This is a genomic window from Candidatus Arsenophonus triatominarum, assembly GCF_001640365.1.
Lineage (GTDB): Bacteria > Pseudomonadota > Gammaproteobacteria > Enterobacterales > Enterobacteriaceae > Arsenophonus > Arsenophonus triatominarum.
Map to the genome: position 1 here is coordinate 180,294 of NZ_LWMI01000016.1, position 17,305 is coordinate 197,598.

Here is a 17,305-nt window from a genome sequence, read left to right on the forward strand (position 1 = left end):
ATGGGTTACCATCATTATACAAAACTGTGATGCCATTGTCATCACATAGGGGAAGATACTGCTAATCTTCATTAGCATAACCGTATTCAGGTAGTTTACAGCCATCCAGGAAGGCTGAATTATTAACCATAGCTAAGCGGCCTTTAACAAACCAATTAATAACTAATGGATAAATACGATGCTCTTGTGTTTGAACGCGCGCAACAATATCTTGCGGTTGATCTTCGGCAAAAATAGGCACTTTAGCTTGTAAAATAATTGGACCTGCATCCAATTTCTCAGTGACAAAGTGAATCGAAGTACCGTGCTCTTTATCTCCGTTTGCCAGCGCTTTACGGTGGGTATCTAATCCGGGATACTTAGGCAATAAGGAAGGGTGAATATTAATTATTTTACCTAAATAATGGCTGACAAAGCGTGGCGTGAGAATGCGCATGTAACCTGCCAGCACGATCAGATCTGGCTGATATCGTGCTATTTCGGTCATGAGTGAAGCATCATAAGCATGGCTATCCGCGTAATCCGTTTTTTGCATCACGACAGTTGGGATAGCGGCTTGCTTAGCCCGTTCTAAACCATACGCAGTTGGATTATCACTGAAAACCGCACTAATTTTTGCGGCAATACTTTGTTTTTGGCAAGCATCAATAATGGCTTGTAAATTACTGCCATTGCCAGAAATTAATACTACAAAATTTTTCATTAGCTGATTGTTACCTGCGGTTCATCCGCGTTGATCTCGACAATTTTACCAATTTGCCAGGCTTTTTCACCCAGTTGATTGAGCAGTTGTAATGCATCAGAGACTTCTTCTGCGGGTAAAACAATTAACATGCCAACACCACAATTAAAGGTGCGGTACATTTCATGGGTCGATACATTACCGGTTTGTTGTAACCAACTAAATATGGCCGGCCATTGCCAGCTAGCGCTATCGATCTGCGCTTGGGTATTGGCGGGTAAAACCCGTGGAATATTTTCCCAAAAACCACCACCGGTTATATGAGCAATGGAATGAATATTCTGTTTTTCAATTAACGCTAGAATATTTTTAACATAGATGCGTGTTGGGGCTAATAAATGATCAGCCAGTGACTTATTTTCTAGTTGTATTGTGGCTGGATCTATTTGGTTTAACTGTAAAATTTCTCTAATTAATGAATAACCATTAGAATGGGGGCCACTAGCGACTAACGCAATTAGGGCATCGCCAGCTTTAACTTTGCTGCCATCAATAATTTTTGTTTTTTCGACCACACCAACACAAAAACCTGCTATATCATAATCTTCACCATGATACATACCAGGCATCTCTGCTGTTTCACCCCCGACTAGGGCACAACCTGACTGTTTGCAGCCTGCCGCAATGCTTTTGATTACGCTAGTCGCTGTATCGACTTCTAGCTTACCGGTGGCGTAATAATCGAGAAAAAAGAGTGGCTCGGCACCTTGAACAATCAAATCGTTAACGCACATAGCAACTAAATCAATGCCAATTGTATCATGGCGTTTTAAGTCCATTGCTAATCGCAGTTTTGTTCCGACACCATCTGTGCCTGAAACTAAGATTGGCTCACGATATTTTTGTGGTAAGGCACACAGTGCGCCAAATCCGCCTAATCCTCTCATTACTTCCGGGCGGCGGGTTTCTTTAACAGCACCTTTAATACGTTCGACCAGTGTATTACCTGCATCAATATTGACACCAGCATCTTTATAGCTGAGAGAAATTTTATCTGTCACAGCAAGCTCCCAAGGCGATTGCATTTAGTAAAATAGATGGAAACAGAAATAATTCTACCAGCATAAGCAAACGTTTGCGAGATACTTATTATTGGTTTTCATAATAACACGAGTTTCGCACAGGCATATAAAATTCCAGAAATGGCTTAAAAGCAATGGTTAATTTGCAAGTTACTAAAACGTATAAATTTGTTTAAATTACAATAAGTTGCTTTTAATTAATAAGATTTTGTCTATTTATATATTATGCTGAATTAAACTTAAAAATAGAGCGTTTTTTTGTTGGTTCGAAACCAGGAATAAAACTCAAAAGCCAGCAAAAGTGAATTCCCTGCAAGAAAAACCTTAATCTATCAGTGGAACAGGTCTGAAAAAGCGCTATAATCTGATAATTTTTTATTTGTAGATGGTTTGTACTGAAGGAGAGTAGCGTGAAAATCGTTGAGGTAAAACACCCGTTAGTTAAACATAAATTGGGCTTATTGCGGGATAAAGATATTAGCACTAAACGTTTTCGTGAATTGGCCTCAGAAGTGGGCAGTCTGTTAACTTATGAAGCAACAGCAAATTTAGAAACAGAAGCAATTGCAATAGAAGGATGGTGTGGTCAGGTAAACATCGAGCAAATAAAAGGAAAAAAAATTACCGTCGTGCCAATTTTACGTGCCGGATTGGGAATGATGGATGGGGTGTTGGAAAATATCCCCAGTGCCCGTATAAGTGTTGTGGGTGTTTATCGTGATGAAAAGACGCTGGAGCCTATCCCATATTTTCAAAAGCTGGCTTCAAATATTAATGAACGCATGGCATTGGTTGTTGATCCGATGTTGGCAACAGGCGGTTCAGTGATTACCACGATTGATTTACTTAAAAAAGAGGGTTGTCATGCTATCAAAATATTGGTACTAGTTGCCGCACCGGAAGGTATTAAGGCACTGGAAGCTGCTCATCCCGATGTTGAACTTTATACCGCATCTATTGATGATCATTTGGATGAACATGGTTATATTGTTCCTGGTTTGGGTGATGCGGGCGATAAGATATTTGGTACCAAGTGACATTTATTGTTTATGCTATTTTTTATTAATTATAGTTATTGAGAGCTAATAAAGATTGGATAGAGATACCAATCTTATTAAGTTTGAATATTATTTTAACCTGAGTTGGGGATAAGAAATAAAGTGAAAGTCTTGCTATTCAAATAGTTGAATGCGCATATTTCGTTAAAATACTCTAACAATCTGGTTAAAGAGTAGAGCATTGTTAAACAATTATGGAAAATCTTACTGAACTTTAATTTGTGTTAGTCTTAACTTAATCTGACAATTCTGATTTAAAAAAGAACGTTACCGGTTTTAATTAACATCATTAGATAATTAAATAAAAGGTAATTCTATGTATCAAACAAATAATCCTATCACAAACATAAAGTCGGGTTACTTAACCTCGCTGAAGAGCTTAATAACGTCTCAAAAGCCTGTAAGATTATGAGGGATCCCGAGATACGTTTTATCGCCACCAGGAACTTGTTAACGATGGTGGGATAGATGCTTTAATTAATCAAAATCGACGGGTGCCTAACGTAAAAAATAGAGTAGATGAACAGATTGAAAGCGCTGTAGTTGAGTATGCGATTGAATACCCTGCACACGGTCAACACCGCAGTAGTAATGAACTAAGAAAAAAAGGCATTTTTGTTTCGGGGAGTGGCGTTCGCTCTATTTGGCTGCGCCATAATCTCGAAAATTTTACAAAACGCCTAAAAGCGCTTGAAGATAAAATCGCAACAGAAGGAATTATCCTGTCAGAATCACAAATCAGTGCTCTAGAAAAGAAAGCGCAAGATGATGAAGCCTGTGGTGAGATTGAAACAGCGCATCCAGGTTATCTGGGTTCACAAGATACTTTTTATGTCGGTCATTTAAAAGGCGTTGGTCGTGTTTATCAACAAACTTACATTGATACTTACAGTAAAGTCGTTCATTGTAAGCTTTACACAACAAAAAGCGCGATAACGGCGGCAGATTTATTAAATGACAAGGTTCTCCCTTTTTATTCCCAGCATGGGTTACCGGTATTACGTATACTGACGGACAGAGGCAGTGAGTATTGTGGTAAAGTTGAACATCACGATTATCAACTTTATCTCACTATCAATGATATTGATCATACAAAAACTAAAGCTCGTTCACCTCAAACTAATGGGATTTGTGAACGCTTTCATAAAACTGTATTACAAGAGTTCTATCAGGTGGCTTTTCGTAAGAAAATCTATAGGGCTTTAGATGAATTACAAGCTGATTTAGATAAATGGTTAGCGGAATATAATAACCAACGCACTCATCAAGGAAAAATGTGTTGCAGTCGAACTCCTATGGCAACTTTACACGATGGAAAACAACTTTGGAGAGAGAAAGATTTAAATCAAATTTAACCTGACAGGTACTGTATAAATAACCGGTAACTGTCAGATCAAGTCTGAACTACTACAAATTTTATCTATTCAAAAATTCCCAGACACGAGTTTCGCACAGGCATATAAAATTCCAGAAATGGCTTAAAAGCAATGGTTAATTTGCAAGTTACTAAAACGTATAAATTTGTTTAAATTACAATAAGTTGCTTTTAATTTATAAGATTTTGTCTATTTATATATTATGCTGAATTAAACTTAAAAATAGAGCGTTTTTTTATTGGTGCGAAACTCGTGCCAGATACATATTTCCCTGTAAGGCTGAATGAGGCGGTAGGGGTAATGTCAAAGAAAGAAGTTTTTTACGCTATTTCTTTCTGTAGGGGTACAAGAGAAATTACTCCCGCTTGGTGGTTAAATAATCAAGAATACCCTATCTAACACCTTCCATCGGAAAAACACCCAGTAAAAAGCAAATCTCCTGTCATCAGAGTGATTTCTGAGGAATATGAAAAATGGAACTATAAAACACCCAAACAGTTGGTTTTGGGGTGTATAAAACAACCAAAATACAGTCACTAAGTTAAAACCAACATCAGGGTACTACCAATATGGCTGTCAATATAAACCGGATACCTCCGGCACACACCACCAAAACTCATTACATTAGTTTTACAGGAACAAATAAAGCCTGGATGAAAACATGATAATCGAACTCCCTTTCCCGCCAAGTGTTAATCATTACTGGAAACGAAATCATCTTCGCGTTTACCTCAGCAAGGAAGCGAAAATATTTAAACATTTGACCCATCTCGCTGTAGCAAAATCATGCCTGAAACAGGGTTGTCATAAATTTCACGGTGAAGTGTCTGTGTCAATCGATCTTTATCTGCCTGATAAAATCAAACGTGACGTGGATAATTATTCCAAACACGAGTTTCGCACCAATAAAAAACGCTCTATTTTTAAGTTTAATTCAGCATAATATATAAATAGACAAAATCTTATAAATTAAAAGCAACTTATTGTAATTTAAACAAATTTATACGTTTTAGTAACTTGCAAATTAACCATTGCTTTTAAGCCATTTCTGGAATTTTATATGCCTGTGCGAAACTCGTGCCAAAGTTATTCTTGATGCGCTTAGCAATGCTGGCATTTGGGATGATGATAGTCAGGTACGCGTGATGACTGTTAAAAAAATTGATAACAATAGCGGCATGAAAGGTGGAAAGTGTGTCGTCGTCATTGATGAATATTGTTAACCGTAGCTGACTAAAAAATCATCAACACCCAACAAGGTCAATCCCATTTTAAATCCAAGGTAAAACGATGACTTTTTCAAATCAGCCGATATTGGTTAACGGCGATGCTTTGCCATACGTCAAAACACTTTCTGATGATTCTATAGCTAGGCGACTTAATTTTGATTACAAGGTGTGTTATGAGTTATACAATTGATTTTCGACGTAAAGTAATATCTGTAAGGAAAGCCGAAGGTTTAACAATTCGAGAAACTGCGAAACAATTCCGTATTGGAAAAGCGTCTTTAGTACGTTGGCTTAAACGACCAGAGCCAAAAAATTCAACGCCACGTAAGAGGAAGCTCGATAAAAATGCTTTAGCAAAAGATGTGGAACAGTATCCAGATGCTTACCAAAAGGAACGGGCAGAGCGATTCGGTGTTTGTAAAAAGACTATTTGGCAATCCCTTAAAAAGCTGGGATTAACCTATAAAAAAAACTCTATTCCATCCAAAAACCAACGAAAGCGACAGGCTGGCACATCAGCAAAAAAGACAACAGTATGAAAAAAAAGATAAATCTGTTGTTTTTATTGATGAAAGTGGTTTTTCACATGACACTCCACGAACTCACGGCTATTCCCCAAAAGGTCACCGTTGTTTTGGCCTGAAAAACTGGGGTGCTAAGGGAAGAACAAATGTTATTGGCGCTTTATTGGGAACAACCCTTTTTGCTATCGGATTATTTGATTGCAATATTAATCATGATGTTTTTTATGTTTGGATCACAAAAATATTGCTCCCAGAACTTCCTGAAAATTCTGTTATTTTTATGGACAACGCTAGCTTTCACAAAGGTAAGAATATTGAACAGGCAATTATAAACGCAGGACACCAGATAGAATATTTGCCTGTGTATTCACCAGATTTAAATCCTATAGAACATAAATGGTCTCAAGCTAAACGTAAAAAGATGGAAACAGGATGCACTATCGATGACCTGTTTTTAATACATATGCTGTAATCAAAATTAAGTCGCCTAGCTATATCGACCTGATATTGACTGACACGCCATACTACCGTGTTAAATCCTGTGCATGGGACAGGCAATGGAAAACAACCAATCAGTATCTAACGTGGCTAGATGATTACCTTGTTGAATTCCAGCGGATATTAAAGCCAAACGGCAGTCGAGAGAGACTATTTATCGATATTTGCGAACGGGCTAGATTTGAGGATCAATAATATCAACTAGTTTCATTAATTCACTTTATTTCTAAGCTTTTGATAGCTAGAATTAACTTCATCATGAGCATACAATCTACTCACAATGGAACCTACCTGTGATGAAGAAAAACGTAGCTTTTAAAATTCGAGTAAATGAACAATTAAAAAAGAGTTTATTTATATCTGCTCTGAAATGGATATCCCTGCAGCTCAAGTTTTCAGAGAGTTAATGAAAAAGCACGTAGAGAAATATAAAAATTTAAGGCAACAAGATTTATTTGACACAACTCCGTCGTCAAATAGGGTGTAAAATGACAGACTCAATCCGAAGAATAAAAAAAAGTTTTCCTAATGCGTTTCTTAATAAAGTAGTGAAGGATGATTCACTGCATGCAATGAAAGATATGCCAGATCAATGTGTTGATTTGATCGTTACATCTCCTCCCTATAACTTAAAAAACTCTTCCGGTAATGGAATGAAGGATGGTAGAGGTGGCAAGTGGTCTAATGCCGCTTTGCTAAATGGGTATGCGGAACATCATGACTGTATGCCTCATGAAAAATATGTAGAATGGCAAAGAAATTGTTTAACAGAAATGTTGAGAGTTACAAAAAACTCAGGTGCAATTTTTTATAACCATAAATGGAGAGTACAAAAAGGACTTCTACAAAATAGGCATGATATTGTTCAGGGTTTTCCCGTACGACAAATTATCATTTGGCGTAGGAAGGGTGGGATAAATTTTAATGCCGGATATTTCTTACCGACCTTTGAGGTTATTTACTTAATAGCGAAGAAAGACTTTAAGCTAGCTCCCAAAGCTAATGCATTAGGTGATGTTTGGGAAATCCCTCAAGAGTTTAAAAATGAGCATCCAGCTCCCTTCCCTGTAGAGTTAACCGATAGAATTATTGGCTCTTGTCTTGGTGAAGTAGTACTTGATCCTTTCATGGGATCCGGCACTACAGCAATTTCAGCTATTAATCATGGTTGGAATTATATAGGTATTGAACTTTCAGAAAATTATTGTCGTATGGCAACAACACGAATAAAAAATCATAAACAAGAGTTAAAAAATCTTAATGGACAAACAAAACCAAAAGAGCTCAGAGCCGCCCTCTAGCCAAGAAGACTTTACCACACTAACAAAAGGCCTTATTAATAATCCTTGGAGTAAGGTTTATTGGTTTGCGCGAATGTTACTGAATAGTGACCAATATTCGGGTATTGGAAAAGATTCGGCACGTTTACTTAAAGTGGGAACGGAAATCACAACCCTTCTTGACTACAATCAAACAGAAAATGATTTTGCTTTGATTCCCATCATACATACCTGTATTAAAAAAAGTTTTTTAGATGGAAAAAAAGAAGGAACAAAACTAAGAGTTTGCATAGAGAACTTCGTTTCAGATATTGAAAAATATATTACAACAAAAATTGACGCATTTGTATTTGCTTATACTTGTACAAAAGTAGTTTCAATGTCGAATATCGCGCTCGACATGGTTCCGTCTGACGATAAGGAATTTACTGAGGAAATCGGTAAATCCATCTTAGAATCGCAAGGAGCCAATGGATTAAAAATATTAATTAATACCTGGGATGACTTGGGTGTTCGCGGATGTTTGGAGGTGGAAAGAACTCAAGTCGTAAATGTTTATAAGCTACTAAAAAAGGATCTTTCGGCGATAGAGTATATCGACGAAGATGGAGTTGCGCTAACCCTTACAGCTTGTGTCCAAGAAATGGAGAGAAGACTTGGACAAAAAAGGAAAGGAAGAGGTGGAAGAAGTCTTGAAGATGTAACTTCAATGATTCTCGATCATTTCCAATTTCATTCCTGCGCAGCACCATCTCATTTTCAGGCTGATATAGAAGTAGATAAATGGATAATGACTAAACGAAAATTCTATATTGGAATTTCGTGTAAACGAACTCTAAGGGAGCGATGGAAGCAAGTAAGTAGTGCGGACATGGCAAGTATGGGGCGCTATAAAATAGCAAGTTTCTTGCACGTCATAACTTATTCAAAAGATTTATCTGATGATAAGTTGGCATTGCTTGGTGGAAATGGCCATTTATTCTATTTGCCTGATGATGATCCTACCTTAGCACGGCATACCAATCATACTCAATTATCTAAATTCGTTCGTCCTATGTCAGGATTTGTTAACCACCTGCGAGCACTTATTGAGAATAACTAGATCGGGGGTTGGGGAGCAACGGAACAGCAAACGCTATTAATCGGTCAATTTAAATAGCCATTAATTGTATTAGTCTTAACTTAATCTAACAATTCTGATTTAAAAAAGAGCGTTACCGGTTTTAATTAACATCATTAGATAATTAAATAAAAGGTAATTCTATGTATCAAACAAATAATCCTATCATCAAACATAAAGTCGGGTTAACTGTAGTAGTTCAGACTTGATCTGACAGTTAACGGTTATTTATACAGTACCTGTCAGGTTAAATTTGATTTAAATCTTTCTCTCTCCAAAGTTGTTTTCCATCGTGTAAAGTTGCCATAGGAGTTCGACCGCAACACATTTTTCCTTGATGAGTGCGTTGATTATTATATTCCGCTAACCATTTATCTAAATCAGCTTGTAATTCATCTAAAGCCCTATAGATTTTTTACGAAAAGCCACCTGATAGAACTCTTGTAATACAGTTTTATGAAAGCGTTCACAAATCCCATTAGTTTGAGGTGAACGAGCTTTAGTTTTTGTGTGATCAATATCATTGATAGCGAGATAAAGTTGATAATCGTGATGTTCAACTTTACCACAATACTCACTGCCTCTGTCCGTCAGTATACGTAACACTGGTAACCCATGCTGGGAATAAAAAGGGAGAACCTTGTCATTTAATAAATCTGCCGCCGTTATCGCGCTTTTTGTTGTGTAAAGCTTACAATGAACGACTTTACTGTAAGTATCAATGTAAGTTTGTTGATAAACACGACCAACGCTTTTTAAATGACCGACATAAAAAGTATCTTGTGAACCCAGATAACCTGGATGCGCTGTTTCAATCTCACCACAGGCTTCATCATCTTGCGCTTTCTTTTCTAGAGCACTGATTTGTGATTCTGACAGGATAATTCCTTCTGTTGCGATTTTATCTTCAAGCGCTTTTAGGCGTTTTGTAAAATTATCGAGATTATGGCGCAGCCAAATAGAGCGAACGCCACTCCCCGAAACAAAAATGCCTTTTTTTCTTAGTTCATTACTACTGCGGTGTTGACCCTGTGCAGGGTATTCAATCGCATACTCGACTACAGCGCTTTCAATCTGTTCATTGTAGTGGCATACTAAATTTGGCCGCCTAAGTTGAGGTGATATGCTTACCTCATAATTTTTATAGGTGCCGAAATGAGTAAAATAATTACTGCTGAATTTAAATGTGAAACCGCCAATTAGTCCTTGACCAAAATTACACCTACCAGGAAGCCGCGAAAGGCATGAACGTCAGTCTTTCAGCGATTAGCCGGTGGGTAAGAGCCCTTCGTTTAGAACGTCAAGGGAAAACATCGCCTGGTCTGCCATTAACACCTGAACAAATTGAGTTCAGAGAAATGAAGAAAAAAATCCACCGGCTGAAAATGGAGAATGACATCTTAAAAAAGGCTACTGCGCTCTTAATGTCCGACTCACTGAAAAATTTTCGGTAGTTGAAAAGCTAAGAGTGCTTTATCCGGTGAAAACTTTGTGTCGTATTTTTAATGTTCACCGAAGCAGTTATCGCTATTAGTGTCGGCCTAAGGAGCCAGATATTGAGCGGACGATAAAACGTAGCCTAGTCAGCGAAGCGTGGAACGTTAGTGGCGGCTCTGCTGGCGCAAGGACTATCGCCACGATGGTTACCAATACACACAACGTGAAACTTGGGCGGTGGTTAGCGGGTAAGTTGATGAAAGAATTAATCATCGTCAGTTGCCAAGAGCGAAAACATAAATACAACCGCGGTGGAAATGAACGTATTGATATTCCAAATCTGCTCAATAGGCAGTTCGCTGTTACAAAGCCTGACCAGGTTTGGTGCGGCGATGTTACCTATATTTGGACAGGCTCACGATGGGCCTATCTGGCTGTGGTATTGGATTTGTTTGCCCGAAAACCGGTGGGCTGGGCAATGTCATTTGCACCAGACTCAGAATTAACCGCCAAAGCACTACAAATGGCTTGGGAACTACGTGGGCATCCCAAACAGGTGATGTTCCATAGTGATCAGGGAAGTCATTATACCAGTCGTCAGTATAGGCAGGCATTGTGGCGTTATCAGATGACCCAAAGTATCAGTCGCAGAGGGAATTGTTGGGATAATAGTCCGATGGAACGATTCTTCCGTAGTCTGAAGACCGAATGGGTGCCAACGACTGGCTACCAAAGCTTTAGTACTGCTCAGTCAGCCATTATTCGCTACATAACCCACTACTATAGCGATATAAGACCTCACTGGTATAACGGTGGATTAACGCCAAACGAATCAGAGCGACTGTTCCGTGAACAGTCAGGTAGGGTGGCCAATTTTAGTTGACCACTACACATCTACTCTATTTTTTTACGTTAGGCACCCGTCGATTTTGATTAATTAAAGCGTCTATCCCACCATCGTTAACAAGTTCCTGGTAGCGATAAAACGTATCTCGGGATACCCCCATAATCTTACAGGCTTTTGAGACGTTATTAAGCTCTTCAGCGAGGTTAAGTAACCCGACTTTATGTTTGAGATAGGATTATTTGTTTGATACATAGAATTACCTTTTATTTAATTATCTAATGATGTTAATTAAAACCGGTAACGCTCTTTTTTAAATCAGAATCGTCAGATTAAGTTAAGACTAATACAATATACCCTCCCGCTGAGGGTTCCATTGCTTTAAGTGATTAGTTGGATGACTTAAAAAGTTTAATTAATCCATGAGTTTTCCTGCCAATGCTCTACACTGTATTTCCGTTAGTGGAAACTCAATAATGTTATCGCCACTATGCGATATTCTTATTACTTTTCCTGACTGTTTATCGTCTATAATGCTCAGTCCATAGATTGAGGGTTTGCATATGGTTAAACCCTCTTCGATTAAAATTGTCTTATTAATGAGGTCATTCATGGGAATACTCTCCGAATTAGATAATCTGCTTGAAAAAATACCATTGTGGAAAAAGCTAAAATCCGTTCCCTCTGAGGTCGAAGATTTGAAAAGGCGAGTCATTGAACTCGAAAAAATAATTAACAGTAAACCAGGCGATAAATGTCCCAAATGTGGAGATATGACCTACCGACTTGATAGAACAGAACCTGATCCAACATTTAGTGATGTAGGGGTTAATCGGAATTTCTATAAATGTTCATCGTGTGGATATGCAACATTTAACCAGCAATAATGTTTAAGCGTTAAATCCTTTGGTATGGAATTAAATTTAACTTTTCCATATTTTTGATGAATTAACTTATATTTTTAGAATATACGCATATACCCTCATTGTGAGGGTTCCGTTGCTATAAGTTGAATACGGAGCCAGCCGCTTACTCGCTTTCATGATTGAGATTATGAGTACTGCCGTTGCTTAAAACGAAATGGTTGCAGTAATAAAATTCAAAACTTAATATCATCCGCTACTCAATTAATTTTAATAAAGGTGAAGCAAGGATGATAAAAATCTTATTGGCGATTTTTGGATTAATCGTATTATCTGGATGTTCAAGTTTAGAAGTTGGAATATTTGACCAGAAGACCTCTCACTGTAAAGGGTATGCGTGTAAACCTGAATCAAAGCATAATAAACCTATAACGCCAGAGACAGAAAGGACGACAACTTCTGCGACCATATTAAAGTGGTAAAATATTACATTTAGAAGAAAGCCCCACACTTTCACATGGGGCGATACACTACTGCCTTAATTACCTTATATGTACCATACGAGCTTATAAAAAGTAGTGCGTGAAATAAGATATAATTATTTGGTTAATAAAACAATAAAAACACCCATAAAAAGCTGGTTAGCAAAAATTTGATTAGTTAATAGCATCTTGAATAGTTGGTGACTCTTTCCCTTCTTTCATATTGTTTTATCGACAATATATTACAATTTAAAGAAGGTGGATAATATATATTAGTCTTAACTTAATCCGACAATTCTGATTTAAAAAAGAGCGTTACCGGTTTTAATTAACATCATTAGATAATTAAATAAAAGGTAATTCTATGTATCAAACAAATAATCCTATCATCAAACATAAAGTCGGGTTACTTAACCTCGCTGAAGAGCTTAATAACGTCTCAAAAGCCTGTAAGATTATGGGGGTATCCCGAGATACGTTTTATCGCTACCAGGAACTTGTTAACGATGGTGGGATAGACGCTTTAATTAATCAAAATCGACGGGTGCCTAACGTAAAAAATAGAGTAGATGAACAGATTGAAAGCGCTGTAGTCGAGTATGCGATTGAATACCCTGCACACGGTCAACACCGCAGTAGTAATGAACTAAGAAAAAAAGGCATTTTTGTTTCGGGGAGTGGCGTTCGCTCTATTTGGCTGCGCCATAATCTCGAAAATTTTACAAAACGCCTAAAAGCGCTTGAAGATAAAATCGCAACAGAAGGAATTATCCTGTCAGAATCACAAATCAGTGCTCTAGAAAAGAAAGCGCAAGATGATGAAGCCTGTGGTGAGATTGAAACAGCGCAGGTTATCTGGGTTCACAAGATACTTTTTATGTCGGTCATTTAAAAGGCGTTGGTCGTGTTTATCAACAAACTTACATTGATACTTACAGTAAAGTCGTTCATTGTAAGCTTTACACAACAAAAAGCGCGATAACGGCGGCAGATTTATTAAATGACAAGGTTCTCCCTTTTATTCCCAGCATGGGTTACCGGTGTTACGTATACTGACGGACAGAGGCAGTGAGTATTGTGGTAAAGTTGAACATCACGATTATCAACTTTATCTCGCTATCAATGATATTGATCATACAAAAACTAAAGCTCGTTCACCTCAAACTAATGGGATTTGTGAACGCTTTCATAAAACTGTATTACAAGAGTTCTATCAGGTGGCTTTTCGTAAGAAAATCTATAGGGCTTTAGATGAATTACAAGCTGATTTAGATAAATGGTTAGCGGAATATAATAACCAACGCACTCATCAAGGAAAAATGTGTTGCGGTCGAACTCCTATGGCAACTTTACACGATGGAAAACAACTTTGGAGAGAGAAAGATTTAAATCAAATTTAACCTGACAGGTACTGTATAAATAACCGGTAGCTGTCAGATTAAGTCTGAGCTACTACATGGCGTAAAATCTCAAGCACAACTGTCAGTAAAATCCAAACTGGGACAGTCAACCATCAACCGTATCGTTAAAAATGAAGCGAGTGCAACCATAGATAGCCTTGAAGCCATAGCAAAAGCTTTAGGGCGTAAACCGTATGAGTTAATGTTGCCCCTGATGATAATAACGTCCTGAAATATGACCATAAAAAATTTGCTGAATTACCCTGGTCAGCAAAAGAAGAAATTCAGGATTTTATCGAGTTTGTCATTCATAAATATCACGGGAAATAACACTAATACTGAATGGATTTGATAATATGTTTAGTCTCCCAGTCAATAAAATTAAGCGTATTACTAACTATAATAAGGTAAATAAAAATAAAAAAATTATTTATCAATTACTTATAAAAATATAGCTCATTTATTATACGCATTTACACGTAAAAACAAGCGATTTCACTCACTATAAATCAATTACTTACGGCTTATAGTGAGTGACAATTACTGGTTTTTTTGATATTTTTATGGATAATTTTTATACACCTTTTAACATCAAAAAATATTTAACCAATCTTGCTGGTTTTTTATTTTCATCTTATTAAACTGTAATTATTCACAGTAAATATCAACTTTGCTATATGATAAACTTCTTAATCAAATTTAATCATAGATAAATTTTGTGACACATTTCACTAAATACTTTTCAATCGGTATTATCAACACACTCATCCACTGGATTATATTTGCTATTATTATTTCTATAACAAATATTACACAGCCTTATGCTAATCTTACAGTGAGGTCTTATATCGCTATAGTAGTGGGTTATGTAGCGAATAATGGCTGACTGAGCAGTACTAAAGCTTTGGTAGCCAGTCGTTGGCACCCATTCGGTCTTCAGACTACGGAAGAATCGTTCCATCGGACTATTATCCCAACAATTCCCTCTGCGACTGATACTTTGGGTCATCTGATAACGCCACAATGCCTGCCTATACTGACGACTGGTATAATGACTTCCCTGATCACTATGGAACATCACCTGTTTGGGATGCCCACGTAGTTCCCAAGCCATTTGTAGTGCTTTGGCGGTTAATTCTGAGTCTGGTGCAAATGACATTGCCCAGCCCACCGGTTTTCGGGCAAACAAATCCAATACCACAGCCAGATAGGCCCATCGTGAGCCTGTCCAAATATAGGTTACATCGCCGCACCAAACCTGGTCAGGCTTTGTAACAGCGAACTGCCTATTGAGCAGATTTGGAATATCAATACGTTCATTTCCACCGCGGTTGTATTTATGTTTTCGCTCTTGGCAACTGACGATGATTAATTCTTTCATCAACTTACCCGCTAACCACCGCCCAAGTTTCACGTTGTGTGTATTGGTAACCATCGTGGCGATAGTCCTTGCGCCAGCAGAGCCGCCACTAACGTTCCACGCTTCGCTGACTAGGCTACGTTTTATCGTCCGCTCAATATCTGGCTCCTTAGGCCGACACCAATAGCGATAACTGCTTCGGTGAACATTAAAAATACGACACAAAGTTTTCACCGGATAAAGCACTCTTAGCTTTTCAACTACCGAAAATTTTTCAGTGAGTCGGACATTAAGAGCGCAGTAGCCTTTTTTAAGATGTTATTCTCCATTTCCAGCCGGTGGATTTTTTTCTTCATTTCTCTGAACTCAATTTGTTCAGGTGTTAATGGCAGACCAGGCGATGTTTTCCCTTGACGTTCTAAACGAAGGGCTCTTACCCACCGGCTAATCGCTGAAAGACTAACGTTCATGCCTTTCGCGGCTTCCTGGTAGGTGTAATTTTGGTCAAGGACTAATTTGGCGGTTTCACATTTAAATTCAGCAGTAATTATTTTACTCATTTCGGCACCTATAAAAATTATGAGGTAAGCATATCACCTCAACTTAGGTGGCCAAATTTAGTATGCCACTACAGATGGTCACTATATCAATAAGGCAATCTACACAGTACTTGGACTAACCACCGATGGGCATAAGGAATTGTTAGGACTCTATATGTCTGAAACAGAAGGAGCACATCATTGGTTGAGCGTTCTGACTGACTTACATAACCGTGGTATACAAGATATTTTAATCGCTTGTGTTGACGGATTAAAAGGGTTTCCAGAAGCGATAGCCAGTATTTTCCCGCAGACAGTCAGCTATGCGTAGTTCATCAAATTCGCAATAGCTTACGTTATATTGCCAGTAAAGACCAAAAAGCCTTTATGGCTGATTTTAAGCCGGTTTATCGTGCAGATACTAAAGCGGCTGCTGAGCTTGCCTTGACGAACTGGAAACGAAATGGTGTGAAAAATACCCGATAGTGCTAGAATCCTGGCGAAGTAAATGGGAGTTGCTCAGTGCTTATTTTCGATACCCTAAAGCCATTAGAAAACCCATTGATACGACCAATGCAGTAGAGGCGGTTCATCGGCAGTTTAGGACATTAACCAAAACCAAAGGTGCTTTTCCTAATGAAAACAGCTTATTAAAATTACTCTATATTGGCATCAATCAGGTATCCAACAAATGGACTATGCCGATTAGTAATTGGGCGTTAACCATTGCTCAATTGTCCATCTATTTTAAAGGGCGCCTAGATGGTATAATCAAAATATAAAATCCCCTGACACAGAATTATGAACACCCTCCTGAATAACGGTAGTAAGCGTCGTAGACGGCCTACTCAGCTTTCATTGGCTGAAATGATGACACTGGTTGTTTTGTTTCATCAACTCCGATTCAGCCAATTCAAGGTATTTTATCTCTATCATGTCCGTTTATATCTCAGGAAGGAATTTCCTAACTTGCCATCATATTCACGCTGCGTAGAGTTACTTCCGCTCAGTGCCTTAGCTTTAACGGCACTGTTTGAGTCAATTAAGGGAAAGTGCACGGGTCTGTCGGTTGCCGATTCTACTCCGATAGCTGTGTGTGATAACTTACGGATCCGCCGGCATAAAGTCTTCGATGGGATAGCTGAACGAGGAAAAACCTCAACAGGTTGGTTCTTTGGTTTCAAACTTCATGTAATTATCAATCATTTGGGGGAAATACTCAGTTTTCGACTTACATCAGGAAACACAGATGATCGGAAACCATTACCTGAGCTGATAAAAGATCTTTCTGGTTGTTTGTATGCGGATAAAGGGTATTTATCGGCTTCACTGAAACAGCAACTGAAAACAATGGGAATTAACCTTATAACGAATATCGAGCACGAGTTTCGCACCAATAAAAAAACGCTCTATTTTTAAGTTTAATTCAGCATAATATATAAATAGACAAAATCTTATAAATTAAAAGCAACTTATTGTAATTTAAACAAATTTATACGTTTTAGTAACTTGCAAATTAACCATTGCTTTT

At 37.9% G+C, this 17,305-nt stretch carries 14 protein-coding genes and 7 pseudogenes; 16 read left to right on the forward strand and 5 right to left on the reverse strand.

Going from position 1 to position 17,305, the window contains the following annotated elements; translation table 11 throughout:
• Positions 1-61: 61 nt before the first annotated feature.
• On the reverse strand, positions 62-703 hold the full coding sequence (gene purN / locus AYJ55_RS14950; protein WP_063657112.1) for a phosphoribosylglycinamide formyltransferase: 642 nt from the start codon (positions 701-703) through the stop codon (positions 62-64).
• Positions 703-1,743, reverse strand: a complete 1,041-nt coding sequence (gene purM / locus AYJ55_RS14955) for a phosphoribosylformylglycinamidine cyclo-ligase (protein ID WP_063657425.1) — start codon at positions 1,741-1,743, stop codon at positions 703-705. The genes purN and purM overlap by 1 nt, the downstream gene beginning before the upstream one ends.
• A 431-nt stretch (positions 1,744-2,174) precedes the next feature.
• Here purM and upp point away from each other — a divergent pair, with 431 nt between their 5' ends.
• The 10 genes and pseudogenes from upp to AYJ55_RS14990 all read left to right on the forward strand — a co-directional run bounded on the left by upp (position 2,175) and on the right by AYJ55_RS14990 (position 8,831).
• Positions 2,175-2,801: a uracil phosphoribosyltransferase gene (gene upp, locus AYJ55_RS14960; RefSeq protein WP_063657113.1), complete on the forward strand. Its 627-nt coding sequence runs from the start codon at positions 2,175-2,177 to the stop codon at positions 2,799-2,801.
• Between the two features lie 337 nt (positions 2,802-3,138).
• Positions 3,139-4,177, forward strand: a pseudogene (locus AYJ55_RS14965) (IS481 family transposase).
• Between the two features lie 682 nt (positions 4,178-4,859).
• The gene (locus tag AYJ55_RS14970) at positions 4,860-5,141 is read left to right on the forward strand and encodes a RusA family crossover junction endodeoxyribonuclease (RefSeq protein ID WP_063657115.1); all 282 of its coding nucleotides are present in this window, start codon (positions 4,860-4,862) and stop codon (positions 5,139-5,141) included.
• Between the two features lie 88 nt (positions 5,142-5,229).
• Positions 5,230-5,421 carry a RusA family crossover junction endodeoxyribonuclease gene (locus AYJ55_RS36145; protein WP_074168080.1) on the forward strand — a complete coding sequence of 64 codons (192 nt, stop codon included), beginning with the start codon at positions 5,230-5,232 and terminating at the stop codon, positions 5,419-5,421.
• A gap of 67 nt (positions 5,422-5,488) precedes the next feature.
• A complete protein-coding gene (locus AYJ55_RS34690; RefSeq protein ID WP_281181154.1) occupies positions 5,489-5,617 on the forward strand; it encodes a hypothetical protein in 129 nt (42 codons plus the stop codon).
• Complete coding sequence (locus tag AYJ55_RS14975; protein ID WP_063653415.1) at positions 5,601-5,966, forward strand: IS630 transposase-related protein; 366 nt, start codon at positions 5,601-5,603, stop codon at positions 5,964-5,966. Before AYJ55_RS34690 ends, AYJ55_RS14975 begins: the two co-directional genes overlap by 17 nt.
• Entirely contained in the window at positions 5,935-6,423 is a 489-nt protein-coding gene (locus AYJ55_RS14980; protein WP_222703517.1) for an IS630 family transposase, read from the forward strand. Before AYJ55_RS14975 ends, AYJ55_RS14980 begins: the two co-directional genes overlap by 32 nt.
• Positions 6,424-6,458: 35 nt before the next feature.
• On the forward strand, positions 6,459-6,644 hold the full coding sequence (locus tag AYJ55_RS33320; protein ID WP_425393808.1) for a hypothetical protein: 186 nt from the start codon (positions 6,459-6,461) through the stop codon (positions 6,642-6,644).
• A gap of 293 nt (positions 6,645-6,937) precedes the next feature.
• Entirely contained in the window at positions 6,938-7,750 is an 813-nt protein-coding gene (locus AYJ55_RS14985) for a DNA-methyltransferase (RefSeq protein WP_063657117.1), read from the forward strand.
• A complete protein-coding gene (locus tag AYJ55_RS14990; protein WP_162505610.1) occupies positions 7,710-8,831 on the forward strand; it encodes a PDDEXK family nuclease in 1,122 nt (373 codons plus the stop codon). Before AYJ55_RS14985 ends, AYJ55_RS14990 begins: the two co-directional genes overlap by 41 nt.
• A gap of 265 nt (positions 8,832-9,096) precedes the next feature.
• Here the strand turns inward: AYJ55_RS14990 and AYJ55_RS14995 are convergent.
• Positions 9,097-9,959, reverse strand: a pseudogene (locus AYJ55_RS14995) (IS481 family transposase); the annotation flags it as partial.
• 45 nt (positions 9,960-10,004) lie between these two features.
• Here AYJ55_RS14995 and AYJ55_RS15005 point away from each other — a divergent pair.
• Positions 10,005-11,169: pseudogene (locus tag AYJ55_RS15005) on the forward strand (IS3 family transposase).
• A 22-nt stretch (positions 11,170-11,191) separates the two neighbouring features.
• Here the strand turns inward: AYJ55_RS15005 and AYJ55_RS26380 are convergent.
• Positions 11,192-11,385: pseudogene (locus AYJ55_RS26380) on the reverse strand (helix-turn-helix domain-containing protein); the annotation flags it as partial.
• 356 nt (positions 11,386-11,741) lie between these two features.
• Here AYJ55_RS26380 and AYJ55_RS15015 point away from each other — a divergent pair.
• From AYJ55_RS15015 to AYJ55_RS33325, 3 genes and pseudogenes are all read left to right on the forward strand, one after another.
• Positions 11,742-12,017 carry a hypothetical protein gene (locus tag AYJ55_RS15015; protein WP_063657120.1) on the forward strand — a complete coding sequence of 92 codons (276 nt, stop codon included), beginning with the start codon at positions 11,742-11,744 and terminating at the stop codon, positions 12,015-12,017.
• A gap of 822 nt (positions 12,018-12,839) precedes the next feature.
• Positions 12,840-13,875 (forward strand): annotated as a pseudogene (locus tag AYJ55_RS15025) (IS481 family transposase).
• A 112-nt stretch (positions 13,876-13,987) separates the two neighbouring features.
• Positions 13,988-14,107, forward strand: a complete 120-nt coding sequence (locus AYJ55_RS33325; RefSeq protein ID WP_245677412.1) for a hypothetical protein — start codon at positions 13,988-13,990, stop codon at positions 14,105-14,107.
• 510 nt (positions 14,108-14,617) lie between these two features.
• On the opposite strand, the gene AYJ55_RS15030 is transcribed toward AYJ55_RS33325, so the two are convergent.
• Positions 14,618-15,795, reverse strand: a protein-coding gene (locus AYJ55_RS15030; protein WP_425393809.1) for an IS3 family transposase whose coding sequence is annotated in 2 segments (ribosomal slippage) — positions 14,618-15,540 and positions 15,540-15,795 — 1,179 coding nt in all. Because the reading frame shifts where the segments join, the coding sequence is not laid out codon by codon here.
• 73 nt (positions 15,796-15,868) lie between these two features.
• On the opposite strand from AYJ55_RS15030, the pseudogene AYJ55_RS26390 reads away from it, so the two are divergent.
• Positions 15,869-16,556: pseudogene (locus AYJ55_RS26390) on the forward strand (IS256 family transposase); the annotation flags it as partial.
• Positions 16,557-16,584: 28 nt separating this feature from the next.
• Positions 16,585-17,187: pseudogene (locus AYJ55_RS29255) on the forward strand (IS982 family transposase); the annotation flags it as partial.
• Between the last annotated feature and the right edge of the window lie 118 nt (positions 17,188-17,305).